This window comes from Pseudomonas sp. URMO17WK12:I12, from assembly GCF_000514395.1.
Taxonomy (GTDB): Bacteria; Pseudomonadota; Gammaproteobacteria; order Pseudomonadales; family Pseudomonadaceae; genus Aquipseudomonas; species Aquipseudomonas mucoides.
In genome coordinates this window covers 120,398-140,666 of record NZ_AZVV01000008.1, presented here as the reverse complement: position 1 = coordinate 140,666, position 20,269 = coordinate 120,398, and the positions used below count along the sequence as shown (strand labels likewise).

Annotated in this window: 19 protein-coding genes and 1 pseudogene; 9 read left to right on the top strand and 11 right to left on the bottom strand. The window is 59.3% G+C overall.

The annotated features are described in order from the left end of the window. Positions 1–14: 14 nt before the first annotated feature. Positions 15–470, bottom strand: coding sequence for a (2Fe-2S)-binding protein (locus D882_RS0111490; protein WP_027923374.1), 456 nt, complete (start codon positions 468–470; stop codon positions 15–17). Positions 471–821: 351 nt separating this feature from the next. Next, a complete protein-coding gene (locus D882_RS0111485) occupies positions 822–1,070 on the bottom strand; it encodes a hypothetical protein (protein ID WP_027923373.1) in 249 nt (82 codons plus the stop codon). Positions 1,071–1,324: 254 nt separating this feature from the next. Here D882_RS0111485 and D882_RS1000000132000 point away from each other — a divergent pair. The 3 genes and pseudogenes from D882_RS1000000132000 to D882_RS0111470 all read left to right on the top strand — a co-directional run. Then, a pseudogene (locus D882_RS1000000132000) lies at positions 1,325–1,491 on the top strand (VOC family protein); the annotation flags it as partial. Between the two features lie 108 nt (positions 1,492–1,599). Beyond that, entirely contained in the window at positions 1,600–2,433 is an 834-nt protein-coding gene (locus D882_RS0111475; RefSeq protein ID WP_027923372.1) for an AraC family transcriptional regulator, read from the top strand. A 176-nt stretch (positions 2,434–2,609) separates the two neighbouring features. Further along, entirely contained in the window at positions 2,610–6,257 is a 3,648-nt protein-coding gene (locus tag D882_RS0111470) for a hypothetical protein (RefSeq protein ID WP_027923371.1), read from the top strand. Positions 6,258–6,274: 17 nt separating this feature from the next. Here D882_RS0111470 and D882_RS0111465 read toward each other — a convergent pair whose 3' ends face one another. The 5 genes from D882_RS0111465 to D882_RS0111445 all read right to left on the bottom strand — a co-directional run bounded on the left by D882_RS0111465 (position 6,275) and on the right by D882_RS0111445 (position 11,443). Beyond that, positions 6,275–6,862: a LysE family translocator gene (locus D882_RS0111465; protein ID WP_027923370.1), complete on the bottom strand. Its 588-nt coding sequence runs from the start codon at positions 6,860–6,862 to the stop codon at positions 6,275–6,277. A 101-nt stretch (positions 6,863–6,963) separates the two neighbouring features. Beyond that, complete coding sequence (locus D882_RS0111460) at positions 6,964–8,472, bottom strand: tripartite tricarboxylate transporter permease (RefSeq protein ID WP_027923369.1); 1,509 nt, start codon at positions 8,470–8,472, stop codon at positions 6,964–6,966. 24 nt (positions 8,473–8,496) lie between these two features. Next, positions 8,497–8,991 (bottom strand): tripartite tricarboxylate transporter TctB family protein, encoded by a 495-nt coding sequence (locus tag D882_RS0111455; protein ID WP_027923368.1) that lies wholly within the window; start codon positions 8,989–8,991, stop codon positions 8,497–8,499. A 1-nt stretch (position 8,992) separates the two neighbouring features. After that, the gene (locus D882_RS0111450; RefSeq protein WP_027923367.1) at positions 8,993–9,961 is read right to left on the bottom strand and encodes a tripartite tricarboxylate transporter substrate binding protein; all 969 of its coding nucleotides are present in this window, start codon (positions 9,959–9,961) and stop codon (positions 8,993–8,995) included. 150 nt (positions 9,962–10,111) lie between these two features. Next, on the bottom strand, positions 10,112–11,443 hold the full coding sequence (locus tag D882_RS0111445) for a PLP-dependent aminotransferase family protein (RefSeq protein ID WP_027923366.1): 1,332 nt from the start codon (positions 11,441–11,443) through the stop codon (positions 10,112–10,114). 87 nt (positions 11,444–11,530) lie between these two features. Here D882_RS0111445 and D882_RS0111440 point away from each other — a divergent pair, with 87 nt between their 5' ends. The 3 genes from D882_RS0111440 (at position 11,531) to D882_RS0111430 (ending at position 13,751) form a co-directional block, all read left to right on the top strand. Continuing rightward, a complete protein-coding gene (locus tag D882_RS0111440) occupies positions 11,531–12,427 on the top strand; it encodes a DMT family transporter (protein WP_027923365.1) in 897 nt (298 codons plus the stop codon). Between the two features lie 90 nt (positions 12,428–12,517). Continuing rightward, complete coding sequence (locus D882_RS0111435; protein ID WP_027923364.1) at positions 12,518–13,138, top strand: LysE family translocator; 621 nt, start codon at positions 12,518–12,520, stop codon at positions 13,136–13,138. 172 nt (positions 13,139–13,310) lie between these two features. Continuing rightward, positions 13,311–13,751, top strand: a complete 441-nt coding sequence (locus tag D882_RS0111430; RefSeq protein ID WP_027923363.1) for a TspO/MBR family protein — start codon at positions 13,311–13,313, stop codon at positions 13,749–13,751. 207 nt (positions 13,752–13,958) lie between these two features. Here D882_RS0111430 and D882_RS0111425 read toward each other — a convergent pair whose 3' ends face one another. Further along, the gene (locus D882_RS0111425) at positions 13,959–14,351 is read right to left on the bottom strand and encodes a DUF6124 family protein (RefSeq protein ID WP_027923362.1); all 393 of its coding nucleotides are present in this window, start codon (positions 14,349–14,351) and stop codon (positions 13,959–13,961) included. Positions 14,352–14,845: 494 nt separating this feature from the next. After that, positions 14,846–15,265: a VOC family protein gene (locus D882_RS0111420; protein WP_027923361.1), complete on the bottom strand. Its 420-nt coding sequence runs from the start codon at positions 15,263–15,265 to the stop codon at positions 14,846–14,848. A 118-nt stretch (positions 15,266–15,383) separates the two neighbouring features. Between D882_RS0111420 and D882_RS0111415 the strand changes: the two genes are divergently transcribed. The 3 genes from D882_RS0111415 to D882_RS0111405 are packed head-to-tail and all read left to right on the top strand — an operon-like array spanning position 15,384 to position 17,924. Then, the gene (locus D882_RS0111415) at positions 15,384–16,466 is read left to right on the top strand and encodes a bifunctional transcriptional activator/DNA repair enzyme AdaA (RefSeq protein ID WP_027923360.1); all 1,083 of its coding nucleotides are present in this window, start codon (positions 15,384–15,386) and stop codon (positions 16,464–16,466) included. A gap of 31 nt (positions 16,467–16,497) precedes the next feature. Further along, complete coding sequence (locus D882_RS0111410) at positions 16,498–17,301, top strand: isocitrate lyase/phosphoenolpyruvate mutase family protein (RefSeq protein ID WP_027923359.1); 804 nt, start codon at positions 16,498–16,500, stop codon at positions 17,299–17,301. A 5-nt stretch (positions 17,302–17,306) separates the two neighbouring features. Next, positions 17,307–17,924, top strand: coding sequence for a DNA-3-methyladenine glycosylase (locus D882_RS0111405; RefSeq protein WP_027923358.1), 618 nt, complete (start codon positions 17,307–17,309; stop codon positions 17,922–17,924). A 115-nt stretch (positions 17,925–18,039) separates the two neighbouring features. On the opposite strand, the gene D882_RS0111400 is transcribed toward D882_RS0111405, so the two are convergent. Next, a complete protein-coding gene (locus D882_RS0111400; RefSeq protein WP_027923357.1) occupies positions 18,040–19,137 on the bottom strand; it encodes an extracellular solute-binding protein in 1,098 nt (365 codons plus the stop codon). Positions 19,138–19,139: 2 nt separating this feature from the next. Then, complete coding sequence (aguA, locus tag D882_RS0111395) at positions 19,140–20,264, bottom strand: agmatine deiminase (RefSeq protein ID WP_027923356.1); 1,125 nt, start codon at positions 20,262–20,264, stop codon at positions 19,140–19,142. Positions 20,265–20,269: the final 5 nt, after the last annotated feature.

Genomic DNA, 20,269 nt, shown 5'->3' with positions numbered 1-20,269 from the left:
CCCTCCACATGGCATCAACCGATCTCGGCGGCGCGTTTGACCGCCGCACGAATCCTTGGGTAAGTGCCACAACGGCAGATGTTGCCGGAGAGCGCCTGATCGATGTCGCTGTCGGTGGGCTTGGGAATTTTTGCCAGTAATGCGGCGGCGGACATGATTTGCCCGGACTGGCAGTAACCGCACTGCACCACGTCGAGTTCGGCCCAGGCTTGCTGCACCGGGTGCGAACCATCAGTGGACAGGCCTTCGATGGTGAGGATTTTTTGCCCGTTGGCCACGGCGGTCGCGGGCGTGATGCAGGAACGTAATGGCGCACCATCGACGTGCACGGTGCAGGCACCACACTGGGCCATGCCGCAACCGAATTTGGTGCCGGTAAGGTGCGCGACATCGCGCAGGACCCAGAGCAGCGGCATGTCCGCGGGGACATCCAGCGCCTGATCCTTGCCATTGATGTTGAGGGTCAGCATTGCGAATTTCCTCAGACTCACGGTGTTCTGAAGGGCGTCGCCATGACAATCAAATGCCTGTGCGCGCCTTGGGTTATCCCTTCAGCTAAGCGCAAAATGCCGGGCGAGACCGGTTCATCGACCACCGGTCACACCTTGAACCCCAATCTGATGGCTGTTTTGCCGCCGCCAAACCCGCGACGCTGCGTTCGCCTGTAGCAGCTGTCGGCACCCGCCAGATCCCTCGATCATGCCAGCGCCACAAGCGCCCCAGATGCAAAGTGCCCATCAGGCAATCAGGATGGGCGCAGGTATCGGCAGCAACCACGCCAATCGCGCCAGCAGCCACACCAGTAACAGCGTTTTCTCACTTCAAGCCACCACAGGGATCAGGGCTTTAGACAACCGGTATTGGGCCAGCAAGCGCATGACGTAGCCGATCTTGAGCAATGTAGGGCCGATGATGGTCATGGCATGCATCGCCACCAACAACGCGATGGGCATATGACCGTCGTACAGGTAGGCGCCATAGATCCCGGCAAACAGCATGACCAGGCCGGCGCCGAGCACTTTGCTCGACAGGTACAGAACGCGCAGAGGGTTGTTGAGAAAATCGAACATATTGTCGTACTCCTGAATCGGGTCAGTTGTACGTTGGGAGTATCAAGCGCCGTGCCAGATATTGGCCCCTTTAAAATCAATACGTTGAACGCATAAGAGTCATATCGACCAAACCACAAAATAGTCACTATGACCCACAAACAAGTCATATTGACTCGACACTTCGGCAGATTTGCGATCTACGGTCCGACCGGTCAGCGCCAGGCTGACTACGCTGATAGTCCAGCATGAGTAACCCGTAGAGGAGCGCCACCCTGCAACGCGTGCAAAAACTGACTCCCTGCCTTTGGTTTGACACTCAGGCCGAAGAGGCGGCAAAGTTTTACTGTTCGATCTTCGATCACTCAAAAATCACTGCCCCCCCCATTACGGCAAGGCTGGCCAAGAGATTCACGCCATGCCCGAGGGCATGGTGCTGACCGATCCAGCGCACGGAAATGCTGAAAAGCTCGAACACCACCAAGTCTCAACGAGCCTTTGACGGCGAGAGCTAATACACTCCGTTGCTGGCCTGCCGAGGACATTGACGATGAAGCACACCGTTGCCAAAGACGCTGACAAAGCCCCCCGCTTCTGGCGTGACGATGCCCTGCCCTTCATCGAAGCCCGCTCCATCGCCGACGGCCGCGAGGTCTGCTACACCCGGCATTCCCATGAGCACTTTTCCATCGGTGCGATCACCGCCGGGCGCAGCACCTACCTTCACGAGCAAGCGCAGTTCGAGGTCAGCACCGGCACCGTGGTGTTGATGAACCCTGATGATGTGCATGCCTGCAATCCGATCGACGACCAGCCGTGGTCGTACCTGATGCTGTACGTCGAGACGCCTTGGCTGACCGATCTGCAACATCAGCTCGGTTTCAGCCAGGATTCGGCCTTCAGACGCTTTTCCATCACCCACACCCGCGACGGCAACCTGTTCGCCGGCCTCAACGATTTGTACGAAATACTGGTTGATCCTCTGCAGGATGTGTTGTGCAAACACAGCGCGGCGGTAGAGTTTTTTACCGAGGTACAACAGCGGCTCAACCCGGTCGATCAAGCGCCGCGCGAACCCAATTTCAAGCTGGAGCGGGCTGCCGACTACATTCGTGACAACTGCACACACCCACTCAAGCTCGAAGACATTTGCGACGCGGCTCAACTGTCGCCGTCCTACCTGATTCGCGCCTTCAAGCAACATTACGGCATGACACCCCATGCCTTTCTGGTTAACCGGCGTATCCAGTTCGCTCGTGATCAATTGCGCATTGGCAAGTTGATTGCTGATGTTGCCCTGGAAGCGGGATTTTCTGATCAGGCGCATTTCCAGCGCGTCTTCAAACAGCACCTGGCAGCGACACCCGGGCAGTATCGCGGTTAAGAAAACACTCTGCACTTAGAGCGTTATTTAATTGAATGCAAACTATTAAAACCGCACTAAACCCATACACAAGTCATACAAAGACATACAACTAAAATGACAACGCAGCGCCCACTTATTTAAGCTCCTCTTCCAAGTCATACCCAAAACCAACACCAGAAGTTGGAACTTCTCACTTGAGCAACTCACACAACAACCTTTTTAACTCCAACAACCAACAAGAGAAACAATCAATTACCGAGGTTATTGCCAACTTCCTCAGTGATGCAGACGTCATGGAAACCATCGGTTGGTCGTGGGACCGCTTATCGGTCACACGCATGGCAAACTCTCATCTGGATAACTTGCATCGCCCTGCCGCCATATGCCTATCCAGGCTTATTCGTCACCCCGACTTTTTAAAGATTCGCGCTGAGCGGTCCATCCCCCCGACAAGTTCTTTTCAAGTCAATGAGTCGGGTCATCTCTATTACACCCATGAGAACGTCAGCAGCCGCACCATCGAAACTGACGTTATCACCGTCGGCTACTTCTCTGCCCGCACAGACATCACTCACTATGTCGCCGGTCTTGAATCGTTCGAAGAAGACCTTCAACTGTTGGCGAGTATGGCCAGGTTGACCGGTGGGTGGGTGACCGCCACCGAGAAAATGGCGGTCAGTCAGTGGTTAAACATTCACGGCTTGCCACTGCCTGTCACCGTAGAAAGCGCCAAAGAGCTGATCGACTTGATCAATCACTCGACACTGCCAGACAGCCCTGCGTATGAAGATTATTGGCAACTACTGGATTCACCGGAAGACTCTCCGTTCAATCTCACGGAAGAAAACCGTGCAATCATTCGCCAGGTCTCCGAGGAGCAAACCGCAGGCGAAGTTTCTCTGGTTGCCCTGCTTGGCGATTCGCTGAGGCTCGAAAGCGGTTCCTCCGATGGATTGCCCACCAGCCAAAGTTACCGAATGGCGCGGCTGATCGACATCGCCGTGTGGGCCTCCGACAATGGGCAAGCGTACATCGATGCCTTGGGATGGTTCGCCGATGAGACGGGCCTCAAACCCGCAGAGCCGTTTATTGAGCAACTGGTCATCGCGGCGATACTGCTTGACCTGGACCCCGCTGCTGATCGGGCCAATACCACATTTGCCGGCTTCGACCTCTATTCCAAACGATACTTGCTGGCCAGTCCGGCCGACGTGCGCACGCAACTTGAACAGCATTTGGTTTCTACATTCAAACTGCATGAACTCTTTTCGCCGCTGGTGGCAGAGCTGATCCTGGGAGGCATGGCACCGGAATATCTGGTCCATGATCTGCCGCCCGAACTACGCCTTGGAACGCCCGGCTGGGTTGTATTCACCCAAGCCGTGCACTTTGCCGAATCGATTGTTCCCGGCGTTTCTCGAAGCATGACGTATCAGCAGTTGCTCGGGTTTGGCCGGATATCGGAATTGAGCCCGGCTGTAAAAAACCTGTCGACGACGGTATCGGTCGATCCGGTCATCACCTGGGCCTTGATGAACAGACTTGTCTCCCGGGACGCCGAAGGCAACCTGAGTACGGATGCTGTCACCCTGGCCATGGATGAATATCAACAGCACATCGATATGATCAACAGCGCCGTGAAACAACTCGGCAAGCCATTACCCCATCGCAAGGCACTTGCGTTGAAAGAGTTGAAATCCTGGGAATCGGACTGCGACCCGGAGGAGTTGTTGGTCAAACATCGCGGTACCGGTGGAGGGGCGGGAAGAAAGGTATCGGTGATAGACCTTTATATGGGGGACGAACTTCATACTGAGGATTGGGACCGGATTTCAGGAGAAAGTATTTACAAGTCTTTCCCTCACCTAGTCCGCATGCCTCCCGTTGCCGAACTGTACGAGCCCGTCTTTGACGACCATATCGATACGATGACCCACGCGTTATCTGCCTCGATCAACATTGCTTTTTCGCAACTTCGCCCCCTGGACAGGCAGTTCATCGAAGAAGGGTATCTAGCGATTTACCAAGTCAATTCGTGGGGGCCGGGAGGACTTGATGGCGTCGTCCCATTGGGCGAAAGAGGCCCTTATGGAGTCATTATCTATGCACGAAAGGACTCGCAAATTCGTGGCTATGAACTTTTCCCACTCAGAATGGAATGCGTCGTAAACAAACAACTGACTGAAGCGTATTGGTTAAAAGGCGTCGATATTGACTTCGAAAAAAGCTATCCAGAAAAAAGAGTCTTTCACGAGGCCCCCATAGACGACGAGGCGTATTATAAAAACCTGGCACCCCGTAGCTACCAGCGCTCTCAGGTTATCTTCCACAAACTCGGCGAGTTCAATGTACCTTCTGACAATACCGACACTACTTCGCCGAACCGCTACTTCCGCTCCCAGCGGAAAAATGAAATCAGCGATTTTATTGCCAAGCAGAACCCGTACTTCAACAAAGCCGCCTTGAAAACGTTGAGCCTTGACGAAACGGCGCGCGAACAAGCCATTGCCAGTTCCGATGCCGCCTTTAACGTCATTTTGAACCTGATCGTTCCGTTCAAAGGGTGCATTGAGGATCTGTCGTCAGGTGTTCCATCCAGACAACGTAACGCGATACTGGGGTGTGTCATCGACGCCGCAGCGCTGGTCGTGTCCTTCGCGATTATCGGCGTCAAAGTCGTCGCGATCAGTGCAAAAGCCTCGACCCTGGTATCGAAACTGTTGTCTGCGTCCAAAGTTGTGGCCGGTACCGCCGTCAGTCTGGTCAATCCGGTCAGCGGTGCATCACATCTGCTCAAGGGGGGCGCCAAGCTACTCGGCCGGGGCGTAACAAAACTAAGCGGCAGCGGCCTCTCCGCGGCACACGCCGCCAGACAGCAACTGCGTTACATAACCGGTGCCAACAGCTACAACTTGATCAAGGCCGTCGACCATACCGGTGTCGGGCCCCGGCTTCGCATGTCGCTGGACACAGTTGCCCATGGGCGTGCGCTGTTCAAGGACGACAGCCTTCAGACGGTCGAACAGATTGTCGCCCGACTGGGGGACAGGAACATTCGATTACCGGAGGGTGCGACCCACCTTGAACTTGAGCATCTGTTCAATAAAGCGGTCATCGAATCGGCGATCCCATTCAAGCAAGCGCAGGATCTGGAGGCATTGATAGGCCGAACGGCGGTCGATGACCTGTTCGCCGCAGTCCTGGACAAATCGCAATATGGCTACACCACCGCACGGTCCGCATCGGGTGCCCAAGGTTATGCCGACACGCTGGCCACCTATGCCCAGTTCGAAGCAAAAAACGTCAATTACATGAAGGGCTACCAGCAAAACGTGCTGAAACAGGATCTGGGCAAGGCGCCGTTTAACCAGGCCATGCCGGAAGCAACGTTCAACCCGAACGGCTTTACGGATAATTCGCGCAGGGCCGGTGCCTGGATTGTCAACGGTTCGACCTCTCCCGGTAATGACGTTGAGAGCATCGTTCAGGTCCTGCGTGACTATGCAGGCAACAACAAACCGCTGACCGATCCGGCGGTGATCAAAGAGGTGCACGCACGGATTGCCCCCGCGACCTCTGACGTCGTGCGCATTGGCGTCAATGACAAGAAGTACGCCAGCAACATCAGTGGCTTCGCCGCAATGGAACAGCACCTGAAAACGCTGGACACCGGCCATGAGTACTTCGACAAACATTTGCTGGCAACTGTCGTGGGTTTCCACGGTTTGGGCGACGGCAATGGCCGCACAGGTCGCGCGCTGTATGCCATCAGCCAACTGCGAAACAACCGCTTCACTGCGCTGACAAAAAACGAGTTCAGTTTGCTGCACGGCCTCGATTGAGGCGAGTTGTCCGGGGGTCAGGAAACCAGCAGATACACGGCACTCGCCCCCAGCAATAGCGCCATGACCCGATTGAACAAGCGCATTCCTGCCGGATTATTCAAATAACCCTGCAGGAATGTTCCGGCATACACCCAGCAGCCCACCGACACATAACAGATCACCAGATACACCGCCGCAAACTGCCAGATCAGCCGCGCCTCACCGTCCGCGACGAAGGCGCCCATCCCTGCCACGCAGGCCAGCCAGGCTTTCGGGTTGAGCCATTGCATGATTGCGCCGTACACCATCGAAGGCGCCTTTGCGGACCCGTTCACATCCAGTCGGCCATCGTCCGCCGCCAGTTTCCAGGCCATGAACAACAGAAACGCCACGCCCGCCCATTGCACCACCCGCGTCAGCGCCGGCCACACCTGCAATACCTCATGCAGCCCGAGCCCCATCAACACCAGCAACAACACGAACCCCAGCGTAGCCCCGGCGACGTGCCGTTGACTGGCGCGAAAGCCGAACTGCGCGCCCGAGCTCAACGCCACAATGTTCACCGGCCCCGGCGTTATCGACGCCACCAGTGCAAACGTTGCCATGGAAATCAACAGACTCATCGCGCACCTTCTTCAATTCAGGGAAATCAGCGCTCAAGTTACTGAGCACCCTGCTGCGCGTATTGAAGAAAACTGCCCAAAGCATTGCGACACGTATGGGTTCAATCATCCTCGTGCAGCTTGATGCCCCGGGCGTGGAGCAAATGCGGGACGATCAGCACCAGCAACGTCAGGGCGAGGAACGATGCGGCGATGGGTTGCGTGAGGAAGGTTGTCCAGTCGCCTTCGCTAATGGACAGCGCATTACGCAGCTGCTTTTCAGCCATCGGCCCGAGCAACATCCCCACGATTACCGGCGCCACGGGGAAATCAAAACGCCGCATCAGCACTCCGCCCCAGCCGATGCCGAGCATCAGCAAAAGATCGAACGACGAGTGACGCATGCCGTACACACCGATGGTGGCGAACACCAGGATGCCAGCGTTCAGGTAAGGTCGCGGAATCTGCAGCAGCTTGACCCACAAACCCACCAGCGGCAGGTTCAGCACCAGCAGGATGACGTTGCCGATGTACAGCGAAGCGACGAGGGTCCAGACCAGGTCGCCCGAGGTCTGGAACAGCATCGGGCCGGGTTGCAGGTTGTAGTTCTGGAACGCGGCCAACAGGATGGCCGCCGTGGCGGAAGTCGGAATGCCCAGCGTCAGCAGCGGTACCAACGAGCCGGTCGCACTGGCATTGTTGGCCGCCTCAGGCCCGGCCACGCCTTCAATCGCGCCCTCGCCTTTACTGCCAGCGAACTCTTTCGGGTATTTGCTCAGCTTGCGTTCGGCCGAATAGGACAGAAACGTCGGAATCTCGGCGCCACCGGCCGGAATTGAACCGAACGGGAAGCCGATCAGGGTGCCGCGCAGCCAGGCCGGAACCGAACGTTTCCAGTCAGCGCGGGTCATCCACAACGAGGTCAAGCGGTGTCGGTTGCCGGCTTCTTCTTTTTGATACAACAGGCTGTACAACGCTTCCCCCACCGCGAACAGACCCACTGCCACCAACACCACTTCAATGCCATCCACCAACTCCGGCACCCCCAGGGTGTAGCGGGCAATGCCCGAGGTCGAATCCAGGCCGATCAAGCCAATGGCCAGGCCCACCCCCAGCGAGGCGAAACCGCGCAGCATCGACGCGCCGAGGACCGCCGACACGGTGGTGAACGACAGCACCAGAATCGCGAAATACTCCGCCGGGCCGAATTTCAGCGCCAGTGTGGCAACCACCGGGGCAAACAGCGTCAGCAGGATCGTGGCAATCGTCCCGGCCACAAATGAACCGATGGCCGCCGTGGCCAGTGCCGGCCCGGCCCGGCCATTGCGGGCCATCAGGTTACCTTCCAGGGCCGTGACCATGGAGGACGACTCCCCCGGCGTGTTGAGTAAAATGGAAGTCGTCGAACCGCCAAACTGCGCGCCGTAATAGATACCGGCAAACATGATCAGCGCCCCGGTCGGATCGACCTTGGCGGTGATCGGCAGCAACAGCGCCACGGTCAGCGCCGGCCCAATGCCGGGCAACACGCCAATGGCCGTGCCGAGCAGACAGCCGATAAAGCCCCACATCAGATTGATCGGCGACAGCGCGGCGGAAAACCCCATCGCCAGACTTGCAAGAATATCCACCGGGTTGATCTCCTGTGGCCCGGATCAGATCCAGGCGTTGACAAGGGGCGGCAGGGAAACCCCGAGCCCGGCGTTGAACAGCCAATAAATCGGCAGCGTCAGGGCAATGCCGATGGCCAGGTCGCGCAGTGGATGGCGACTGCCAAACCCGCGTGCGGCACAGACAAACAACAGCCCGGCGGCGAGGACGAAACCGATCAGGTTGATCAGCACCGCCACCCCCACCAGTCCCGCCGTCACCCACGCCACACCCCGTTTGCCGCCGGGCAGCGCTTTGGCCGATTCGTCATGGTGATCCGCCAGCTCGCGAAAACCACCGGTAACGGCCTGATAACTCAGCAGCAAACCGACCACGCCAAGGAACACCGCCAACCCATAGGGATAGACATGCGCGCCCAAAATGACGAAGCCCATCTCGGGCGGAAACCGGAAGGCACCGACCGCCAGAACGGCGCTGATGGCGATCAGGCCAAGGCCGATCGCCAACTGTGGCGGCACAATGTTGCGCGGGCCGGCCATGTCAATTCAGCAGCCCGACGTTGACCAGCATCGCGTGCAACCGCACGTGTTCTTCGGCGACAAACTTGCCGAACTCATCGCCGGTCAACACGCTCGGCGACCATGCGTTGGTCTGGATGTTGTCCTTCCAGGATTGGCTGTTGGAAGCCGCGACAACGGCGTCGGTCAGTTCTTTACGCTGCTCCGGGCTCAGGCCTGCCGCGCCGTACACACCGCGCCAGTTGCCGATGATCACGTCGTAACCTTTCTCTTTGAGGGTCGGTGCATCAATGCCAGGCACACGCTCCGGCGCGCCGATGGCGAGCACACGGAACTGGCCGTTCTTGATGTATTGACCCAGTTCGGCATAACCGCCGGTGATCACCTTGATCTGCCCGCCGAGCGCCTGGGCAACCACTTCACCACCACCGGCGAAAGCGACGTAGTTGACCTTGTTCACCGGGATGTCCATTTTGCCGGCCAGTTCGGCGATGCCGATGTGATCGACCGAGCCTTTGGAGCCGCCGCCCCACGTGATGCTGGTCGGTTTTTCCTTGAAGGCCTTGAGCAAGTCTTCCAGGGTTTTGAACTCGGACTCTTTGCGCACTGCAATCACGTTGTACTCCGTGAACAACCGGGCAATCGGTGTCACGTCCTTCAGGGTGATTTGCGGTTTGTTCTGTTCAATGCCCGCGACCATGATAGCGCCCACCACCAGCAACGCATCACCATCACCCTTAGTGCTGTTGGCAAACTGCGCCAGCCCCAGCGTTCCACCCGCCCCGCCCTTGTTTTCGAAGGTGGCGGATTTAGCGACCTTGGCCTCGATCAAGGCTTTGCCCAGTTCGCGGGCGGTCTGGTCATAGCCGCCACCGACCGAACCCGGGGCCATGAACTTGACGGTGTCCAGCGCCATGGCGGGTGTCGAGAGTGCGGCAGCGGTAATCGCCACAGCAGCGGCGTAGTTGAAACGACGGAACAAAGCGAACATGAGCGGTCTCCTGATCTTGTTTTTGTAGGTGCCGTTGAATCGCGCTCAGGAGCAACCCCTGCTCACTGAACATGCGTCTGTGAACAAGCGTAGGCCATGGTTTTGATTGAGGGTGTGTTGTTGTCCAGATCGCCCGGGGCCTTGGACTTTTTACGTATGCGCCTCCACCACCCACTTCACTTTCACCAGTGCTTGTCGAAGTGTGTCCATGTCCACCGAGCCCAACGCCAACCGCAAGGCGTGCGGTACATGGAGCGAAATCGCGAAGGGTTCGGCGGTGGACACAGAAACCTGCTCTCGCATCAACGCCACGGCAATCTGGTCTGCCCGTGCGTCTTCCGACAAAGGCAGCCACAGAAAGTAGGACGACGGATGGCGGATCACCGCAAGTCCGCTGAGCGCCTCATCGGCCAGCTTCTGTCGTGCCTGTGCGTCTTCGCGTTTTTGCGCTTCGAGCCGGGTGACGGTGCCATCCTCAAGCCAGGCGCAGGCGATGGCCGTCATAACGCCCGGGGTGTTCCAGGTGGTCGCCCTGATCGTGCGCTCGAGCTCGGCGACCTTCTGCGCAGGGGCCACAATGAAACCAACGCGCAAACCGGTGGCGACGTTCTTGGAAAAACCGGACACGTAAATCGTCCGCTCCGGGGCCAACTCAGTGATGGGCGGCGGCGCGTCTTCGGCGAGAAACGCATAAGCCCCGTCCTCAATGATGTGCAGGTCGTGCTTGCGCGCAATCGACACCAGATGTTCGCGCTGCTCGGCCGGCATCACCCAGCCCATCGGGTTATGCAGGGTCGGCATGGTGTAGACGGCGCGCACTGTCCGGCGGCGGCACAGGTCCTCCAGCGCCTGCAGATCCGGACCGTGTTCCGTGACGGGAATGGGCACGATTTCAAGGTGCAGCGTGGCGGCCAGCACTTTGAAACCCGAGTAGGTCAGCGCGTCCGCCGCGATTACGTCACCGGGTCGCAGCAATGCCATCAACGTCACTGCCAGACCGTGTTGAGCGCCGCTGACAATCAACACGTTGTCGGCTTCAACCGTCAGGCCACGGCTAAGCAAATGTCGAGCAATGGAGGCGCGCTCATGCGCCCGTCCGCAGTGAGGCTGGTAGCGCAGGTGCGATTCCAGGTCGCCGGACAACGCGAGTTGGCGCAAGGCATTGCGCAACAGGTCGGCCTGCCCCGGCAGCGCGGGATAGTTGAAATTGAGGTCAATCACCCCTGGCGCAATGTCCGGCTGATCGATGCCGTGGCTGGGCGGCAACGACGTCTCCCGGACAAAGGTCCCACGCCCGGTTTCACCGCTGACCAATCCCATCGCTTCCAGTTCGGCATACACCCGGCTGGCCGTGACCAGCGCCAGGCCTTCGCTGGCGGCCAACTGACGGTGCGTCGGCAAGCGTGTGCCCGGCAGCAAGCGCCCCGCGTGAATATCGGCGGCCAGGGTGTCCACCAGGGACTTGTAACGGGAGCGTGGCATCGTGGGGTGTATCCATGACAATTTTTTGATTGTTCTTAATCCTGGCTCATAAGATGCCTTTCACGCAACCTGCCTCGGAGACGCCACATGGACAGGACCTCAACGCTCAACAGACCGACACTGGACAAGCACGCCAGCGGGCTGATCAATGGCTTCATCGGCGTGCTGATCTTCAGCGGCTCACTGCCCGCCACCCGCGTGGCTGTGCTTGAATTCGACCCGGTGTTCCTGACCGTCGCCCGGGCCACCATCGCCGGCGTGCTGGCGCTGTGCATGCTGTGGCTGTTCAAGGAAAAGCGCCCGGCGCGTAGTCAATTGTTGCCTTTGGTCATTGTGGCGCTGGGAGTTGTGGTCGGCTTTCCGCTGCTGACGGCATTGGCGTTGCAATACGTGACGTCGGCGCATTCCATCGTCTTTGTCGGTCTGTTGCCGCTCGCCACGGCCGCGTTTGGCGTGTTGCGCGGTGGCGAACGTCCACGGCCGGCGTTCTGGTTTTTCTCGGTGCTGGGCAGTTTGCTGGTGATCGGCTTCGCCGTTTCCCAAGGCCTTACCGCGTCGCCTGTCGGTGATTTGCTGATGCTGCTGGCGATTCTGGCCTGTGGCCTGGGGTATGCCGAAGGCGCCAAACTCTCCAGAACACTGGGCGGCTGGCAGGTGATTTGCTGGGCCTTGGTGTTGTCGCTGCCGCTGATGGTCGCGCTGACGGTGTGGCGGATGCCCGTTTCATTGTCCGGGATCACGATGCCGGCCTGGTTGAGCCTGGCGTATGTGTCGCTGTTCAGCATGCTGATAGGTTTTGTGTTCTGGTATCGCGGATTGGCACAGGGCGGGATTGCGGCGGTGGGACAGCTTCAACTGCTGCAGCCGTTTTTCGGCCTGGCGCTGGCGGCGACGTTGCTGCACGAACAGGTCAGCCTCGGCATGCTCGGGGTCACCGTGGCGGTGATTCTCTGCGTGGCAGGCGCGAGGAAGTTCGCCAAATAAAAGTGTACTGCGGCTTGTGTCCATGGCTGTACCGGGCGGTCCGTCCACCGCCCATGATAAAAATGGCGCTCTCGTTTGCGGAGACTCGCCATGGACCTCGCCACCCTCACCCTTTTCCTGCCCGCCTGCTTTGCCCTGAACATGGCGCCCGGCCCGAATAATCTGCTGTCGGTCAGCAACTCGACTCGCTACGGCTACCGCACCTCCTGCGTGGCCGGGATCGGTCGGTTGCTGGCCTTCGCCGGCATGATCGCCCTCGCCTCCGCCGGGTTGGCCGTGGTGCTGCAAACCTCCGAAATGCTGTTCTACGGAATCAAGATCATCGGCGCGGCGTATCTGTTTTACCTCGCCTGGCAATTGTGGCGTGCCGATCCGGGCGCTGAGCGCGCTGACACCCGGCCACCCGTCGGTGTGATGGCCCTGGCGCGGCAGGAGTTTCTGGTGGCGGCCGGCAATCCCAAGGCCATCCTGATCTTTACCGCGTTCCTGCCCCAGTTCGTCGACCCGACCCGCGCCGTGACGCCGCAATTTGCGTTGCTGGGTGCGCTGTTTTTGATACTGGAATGGATCGCCATCAGCGCGTACGCCTACATGGGATTGCACATGCGTCGCTGGTTCGCCGAGCCGCGTGGCAAGCGGATTTTCAACCGGTGCTGCGCGGGGTTGTTGTCGGCGGCGGCTTCGGTGTTGTTGATGGCGAAGCGGGCGTGATCAAACGGGGGGACGATGGTTCTTTAAGCACGGCATCGCCCCCTTCGCTCCTTTGCGTCTGAGAAATGTCATCCCTCCCTCCAAACTTTTCGCGTCACCGGGCGTCATCTCTTTAACGCTGCCGACAGGGCTTCGCAGCTCCCAGACAACTGACCTCAGCCAAGGATCGCCGATGACCTTTCTCGTTTTTCTTCTAGCCTGCGGTGCCGCCGCAAGCACAGGCTTCTTTTTCAAACCGGGCCAGTGGTACGAATCGCTGGTCAAACCCGGCTTCACCCCACCCAACTGGGTGTTTCCGGTCGCCTGGTCGACGATCTACCTTTTGCTCGCCTGGGCCGGGTACCGATTGACCCTGATCCCTGGCAGTCAGGAGGTGCTGGCTTTGTGGGCCGCGCAAATTGCGCTCAATACGCTGTGGACGCCGGTATTCTTCGGCGCGCATCGCGTTTTCGCCAGCATGGTGATCCTGATGCTGCTCTGGCTGGTGGTCGCGGTGATGGTGGTGATGGCGTTGCAGTTGGATGTGATCACTGGCTTGATTCTGCTGCCTTACCTTGGGTGGCTTTGCGTGGCCGCGGCGTTGAATTTTTCCATCTTGCGCAATAACCGCTGATGAGGTTCCGCTGAACCGATCACGAAAATCACATCCCGGTGCATGGCCTTCAGCGTCACGATCCCGCTACCGGGTTCGAAGATAACCATTTCTGCGCAGTGAACAGCCCTGGTACGCCAAGCGGTGTTGAGTTGAGCACGCGGGCTTCCTCGCCCACCACGCACCGTGGGCGAGGAAGCAAGCTCCCCCGCCAACGTGATGCAGCGATTACTTAGGCGGAACGAAGTTATCCAGCATTCGATTCACCGCCAACTCCCCCAGCATGATGACCTGCTGCAATGCCAGGACGTTACTGCGATGAGTCCCCTCTAGCGAGGCCGCCACGTTGCTGGCCATGACACTGGCCGACGCCATGTTCTCGCACGTTTGAACCAGTAAGGTTTCATGGTCGACGTCTGGGGCAATCATGTAAATGGTGCTGGGTTTACGTGGGGTGTTGTTCATGAGCGCCGCCGGATTGAGATAGAAGTTGAGCGCGCGTTCGGCGGCGTCGTGGAGTTTTTTGGGATCGAGGGTTTCGTACGGGGACACTGAATCGGCGTTTGGCGGATCGGCATCGGGTGAATCGGTGTCTGGCGGGTTGGGTGTTACTTTGAACATAGATGAACTCCAACTTCTAATATTGAGGAGCCATCACCCTCGCTACCAAACGAAGGGGTGGCGGCCATACGTGGGTTGGTAGACCGGTAGAAGCTGGAAACCCGGCGCTCACAATGGAGCCCCACGCATGACCACCATAAAAACAGAGTCCCAAAAAGAGACTACATAAGGTGTTGTCATGCGGCTTCTAGACGGGCTACCAAACCCGATCACTGTTTTTCAGTGACAGGGAAACGATATAGCCCACCCCGTAGCCGCACAAGCCGGCGGATTCTGGCTTGATCGTAGGTAACGGCGCAAGGTCTTGTAGCCTTCGGGACGTAACACCAAGTGTTTTTAAACACGCTAAGTTAAACGCGTGAAGGCCTCCAAAAAAATCAAAGAAACGTCCGACATATTTCAGAAAATGATCGAATCCTATCAAGTGGCCGGTTTGATCCCTTGAAGTTCACGTGTTCCCCAATCGAGTTTTTACGAGAGCGGCTCGAGGATGCTTAAGGCTGATCAGTGGACGACCCTTTGAGCTCGACCTGGTTGCCATCCGGGTCGAAGCAATACAGAGACAAGCCATAACCCTCAGCACCAAAGCGCTTAGCCGCTTTCTCCGTCGTCAAACCAAACGACTGCAAGTGGCTCACAAGCGCCGCTTCATCAAACGGTTCGATGCGCAGGCAGACATGGTCGAGGTTACGCCCCTCCTGACCGGCGGCAGCGCCGCCCTTGCGTCCGAGCTCACCGTCCAGGCTGACGAGGTCGATCATCGAGGTCCCGGCGCGCAGATGCACCAGCCCCAGATCATCGCGGCGCTTGACCAGTTCAGCGCCGAATACCTGGGCGTAAAACGTGATGCTGCGCTCCAGGTCCTGGACGCGCAGTACGATGTGATCAATGTGTTGAATCGTGAACGGATGCATGAAATCAGTTCCTGAAGGGTTGCATGACCGGTAACCCGGACACTGTAGTCCAGCGCCACAAAAATTCACTGTCGATTTTCCGGTGGAGTCACCGCCCGCAGGGTTTTATGCTCAGCCCATGAACATACAAACCGCTGTGCTGCCGCCCCACGCCGAAATGGTTCGCGCCATGCTCGAACGCGACACTGCCTATGAAGGCGTGTTCTTCACGGCCGTGAAAACCACCGGGATCTTCTGCCGCCCCGGGTGTACGGCGCGTTCGCCGAAACCGGAGAACGTCGAGTTCTTTGCGCACGCCGATGAATGCATGGCGGCGGGTTATCGCGCGTGTCTGCGCTGCAAACCGCTGGATGCAGCCGCCATCGCGCCCGACTGGGTACAGACGCTGCTGAAGTCGGTGGACGCCGACCCCGAGCAGCGCTGGACCGACGCCCAGTTGCTGGCCGAGGGCATCGAGCCGCTGAAGTTGCGGCGCTGGTTCAAACAGCATTTCGGCATGACGTTTCACGCCTGGCTGCGCACCCGCCGTCTCGGCATGGCGCTGGGCGGGATCAAACAGGGCGATTCCATCGACAGCGCAGCCTTCGACTCGGGTTATGAATCCCTCAGCGGTTTTCGTGACGCGTTCCAGAAGTCGTTCCACATCACCCCGGGCCGGGCCGCACAGAGTGAACCCCTGCTCTTCACCCGGCTGACCACGCCACTGGGGCCGATGATTGCCATGGCCGAGCGTCGCGGGTTGGTGCTGCTGGAGTTCCTCGACCGCCCGGCACTGACCCGTGAAGTCGAAGAACTGCAGAACCGTTACGGCTACGCGGTCGCGCCGGGGCATAACGCGCACTTGCAGCAAATCGAAGCCGAACTGGCGCAGTACTTCGCCGGCAAACTCAGCGAATTCACGGTCGCGCTGCACACGCCCGGCAGCGAGTTCGCCCGGCAGGTCTGGGCTGCACTGGCACAGATCCCGTACGGCCAGACCAGCACCTACGGCAGCATCGCCAGGTTATTGGGCAAGCCCGGCGCCAGTCGCGCAGTGGGTTTGGCCAACGGGCACAACCGCCTGGCCATCGTGGTGCCGTGCCACCGGGTGATCGGTGCAGACGGCTCATTGACCGGCTATGGTGGAGGACAACCGCGCAAGGCGTTTCTGCTCCGGCTGGAAAACGCTGCGCTGCAGATGACCCAACAACTGGCGTTCTGATTGCCTCAATCGTCATAAGGAAGGACATTCGATGGACAAGCAATTCCACCAACTGCACCACGAAGGCTTGTTGATCCTCACCAACGTCGCCGATGCCACCGGGGCGCGCATCGTCGAGCAACTGGGCTGCAAAGCCGTCGCCACCAGCAGCGCGGCGGTGGCCTGGGCCCATGGTTACGCGGACGGCAACGCCCTGCCCCTCGACCGTCTGGTCTCAACCGTCGAGTCCATCGCGCGAGTGATTTCCGTGCCGTTGACCGTGGACGTCGAGGCCGGTTATTCCGATGACCTGACGCGGGTCGCGCAAGTGATTGAAGCGGTGATTGCTGCCGGTGCGGTCGGGATCAATATCGAGGACGGCGCGTCCCCGCCCGAGTTGCTGGTGCGCAAGATCGAAGTGGCGCGCAAGGTGGCGGATCAGCGCAATGTGCAGCTGTTCATTAATGCGCGCACCGATGTGTACCTCAAGGGACTGGTGCCGGCCGAGGACCGTGTTGCCGAGACCCTCAAGCGTGCCGCGTTGTATCAAGCGGCGGGGGCCGACGGGTTGTTCGCCGCGGGCGTGTCGGCGGAGTACGAAATCGCCGCACTGTGCCAGGGCACGACGTTGCCGGTGAACGTGCTGGGGCTTGCGAGCCTGCCATCGCCCGAAACGCTGAAAGCCTTGGGCGTGCGGCGCTTGAGTGCCGGTTCGGGCATCGCCGAGTTTTTGTATGGCGCCATGGCCGGGCTGGCCAAGGGTTTTCTGGAAACCGGCAAACTCGACAGCAGCCACCTCAAGGCGTTTACGTACGGTGAAGTCAACGCCCTGCTGAAAACGGCCGGGAACGCTTGATCGCCATGCCCGATCCCTATCGGCCCGCGACCGAATTTCTGGCGTCCCTCGACGCCGACTGGGCGCGCCACATCGCCGCCGTCGGCCCGTGCCTGCATCAACCCCATGCGGCTCGCGATCCGTATGAGTCGCTGGTGCGGGCGATTGCCTACCAGCAGCTGCATGCCAAGGCCGGGGATGCGATTGTCGGTCGCTTGCTGGGGTTGTTTCCGTCAGTGGCGTTTCCACGACCGGAGCAGATTCTGGCGACCGGGTTTGATCAGATGCGCAGTTGCGGGTTTTCGGCGGGCAAGATCGCGACCATTCAGGGGATTGCCCAAGCGACGCTGGACGGCGTGGTGCCGGATTATGCGACGGCGTTGGCCATGGACGATGAGGCGTTGATCGAGCGCTTGATCACCTTGCGCGGGGTCGGACGCTGGACGGTTGAGATGTTGCTGATTTACAGCCTTGAACGGCCGGATATTTTGCCGGCCGATGACTTTGGCGTACGTGAGGGCTATCGGCGGATGAAGGGGCTGGAGGTGCAACCGACGCGCAAGCAGATGGTGGAGATCGGGTTGGGGTGGAGCCCGTACCGGACGGTGGCGGCGTGGTATTTGTGGCGGGTGCCTAGCCGGTAGACCGCGTTATCGTTCATCGCGGGCAAGCCCGGCTCCCACAAGGATTTCGTGAACGCCGAAGATCCAATGTAGGAGCCGAGCTTGCTCGCGATGGCGGAATCACATCCACCTCATGTCACAACCCCGACTTCAACCGGCTAAACGCCCGGATCAACGCCCTGTTAAACGCCTTTCCATTGTCATTCTTGCTATACAACGAAGCTCGCACCTGCGCCGACGGATACGTCCCCGGATCATCGCGAATCGCCGGATCAACCAGCCCGTCCGCGGCCGTAATCGCATTGGCGTAGTGAATGGTGTCGGTGATCGGCGCAATCACTTCAGGCGTCATCAGGTAATCCATCAACGCCAGCCCCGCCTCGGGGTGTGGTGCATCCTTGGGAATGACCATGGCGTCAAACCAGATCAACGTGCCTTCCTTGGGTATCCGGTACTTCAGCGTGAACGGTTTCTTCGCCGCCTCGGCCTGCCCCGCCGCGATGGCCACGTTGCCGTTCCACGACATCGCCACGCAGGTGTTGCCGTTGGCCAGGTCGCTGATGTTCAGGTCATTGTCGAAGTAGCGAATGTACGGCCGGATCTTGGCCAATTGCTGCTCGGCCAGTTTCAGGTCATCGAGGCTCTGGCGATTGATGTCCAGGCCCATGTACTTCATGACCGCTGCGAAGACTTCGTTGGGATCGTTGAGCAGGCTGACCCCGCAATCGGCAAATTTCGACACCACCGCCGGGTCGAACAGCATCGCCCAACTGTCCCGTGGCGCGTCGGCCAGGCGCTGCTTCACCGCTTCTTCCTGGTAACCGACGCCGGTCGTGCCCCAGGCATAAATGCCGGCGTAGCGGTTGCCCGGATCGAACACCGCCATGTGTTGGCGGAACTCCTCGCCGACGCCTTGAAAGTGCGGCGTTTGCTTGCGGTCCAGCGTCTGGATCGCGCCGCTCTGAATCGCTCTGGACAGATGCTGCCCGGCGGTCAGCACCAGGTCATAGCCGCTGCGCCCGGTGAGCAATTTGGTTTCGACGGTTTCCAGTGAATCAAAGTGATCGGCCACCACATGAATGCCGGTTTTTTTCTCGAAATTGCTCAGCGTATCCGGCGCCAGGTACTCGCCCCAGATGTACAGGTTGACCACCGGTTTGGCGGTGTCGGCGGCCTGCACACACAGGGGTGCAAGCACCAGCATTAACGCTTGAGTCAGTTTGTGCAGGCCCATGTTCATACCCCCTTTTTGTGGCTGGCAGGCGCGGCGTACTGAGGCATGGTGATGCAAGCCACGTTGCCGCCGCCAAGGAGGATTTCCCGGGAGTTTTCGATGCCGACGATCTTGTGCTGCGGAAACAGTTCGGCCAGGGTCGCCATGGCGGCCTGATCGTTGCGATCACCAAACAGCGGCACCACGATCGAGGTGTTGCCGGCGTAGTAGTTGATGTACGACGCGCAGATTTGCGTCCCGGCCTGACGCGTGTGTGTACTGTCCTGCTGATCCAGGCCCTCGGCTTCTTCAGCAGTCCACTCCAGCACGTCCGGTTGCGGCAGTTTGTGCACGATCAATTCACGGCCACGGCTGTCGCGGGTGCTGCGCAGGATGTCGTAGGCCTCCTGATAGATTTCCCATTGTGGGTCATTGCGGTTGTCGGTCCATTGCAGCACCACTTCGCCGGGGCGCACGAAGCACGCGAGGTCATCGACATGGCCGTCGGTTTCGTCGAATTTGCAGCCCCGTGGCAGCCAGATGACTTGCTCGGCACCGAGGTAATCGGTCAGGCGCCGCGTGACTTCTTCCTTGCCCAGATGCTGGTTGCGATTGCGGTTGAGCAGGCATTGTTCGGTGGTGAGGATGCTGCCCTGGCCGTCACTCTGGATGCCGCCCAGCTCGGCGATCAGCGGGGCGCGATAGCGGTCGAAACGTTCGATTTCGAGGATTTTGCTGGCGATCTGATCGTCCTTGTCCCACGGGTAGTACAAACCGCCATCGAGACCGCCGTAAGCGTTGAACTCAAAGTCGACACCGCGCACTTCGCCACTGTGGTCATTGACCACGAAGCATGGCCCGCTGTCGCGAAACCAGGTGTCGTTGCAGGTCATTTCCACCACGCGCACTTGCGGCGGCAATTGGCGGCGGGCAGTGGCGAATTGCGCGGCCGAGGCGCAAACAGTGACCGGTTCGCTGTGGGAAATCGCGGTGACGATTTGCACCCAGACTTTCTGCGCGGGCTTGGCACCGTTGCGCCAGACGTCGGTGCGCTCCGGCCAGCCGAGCCAGCAACCGGACTTGGTTTCGAATTCGCCGGGCAAGCGGAAACCGTCTTGTTTGGGGGTGGAATCGAGCAAACGTGCCATGGTCA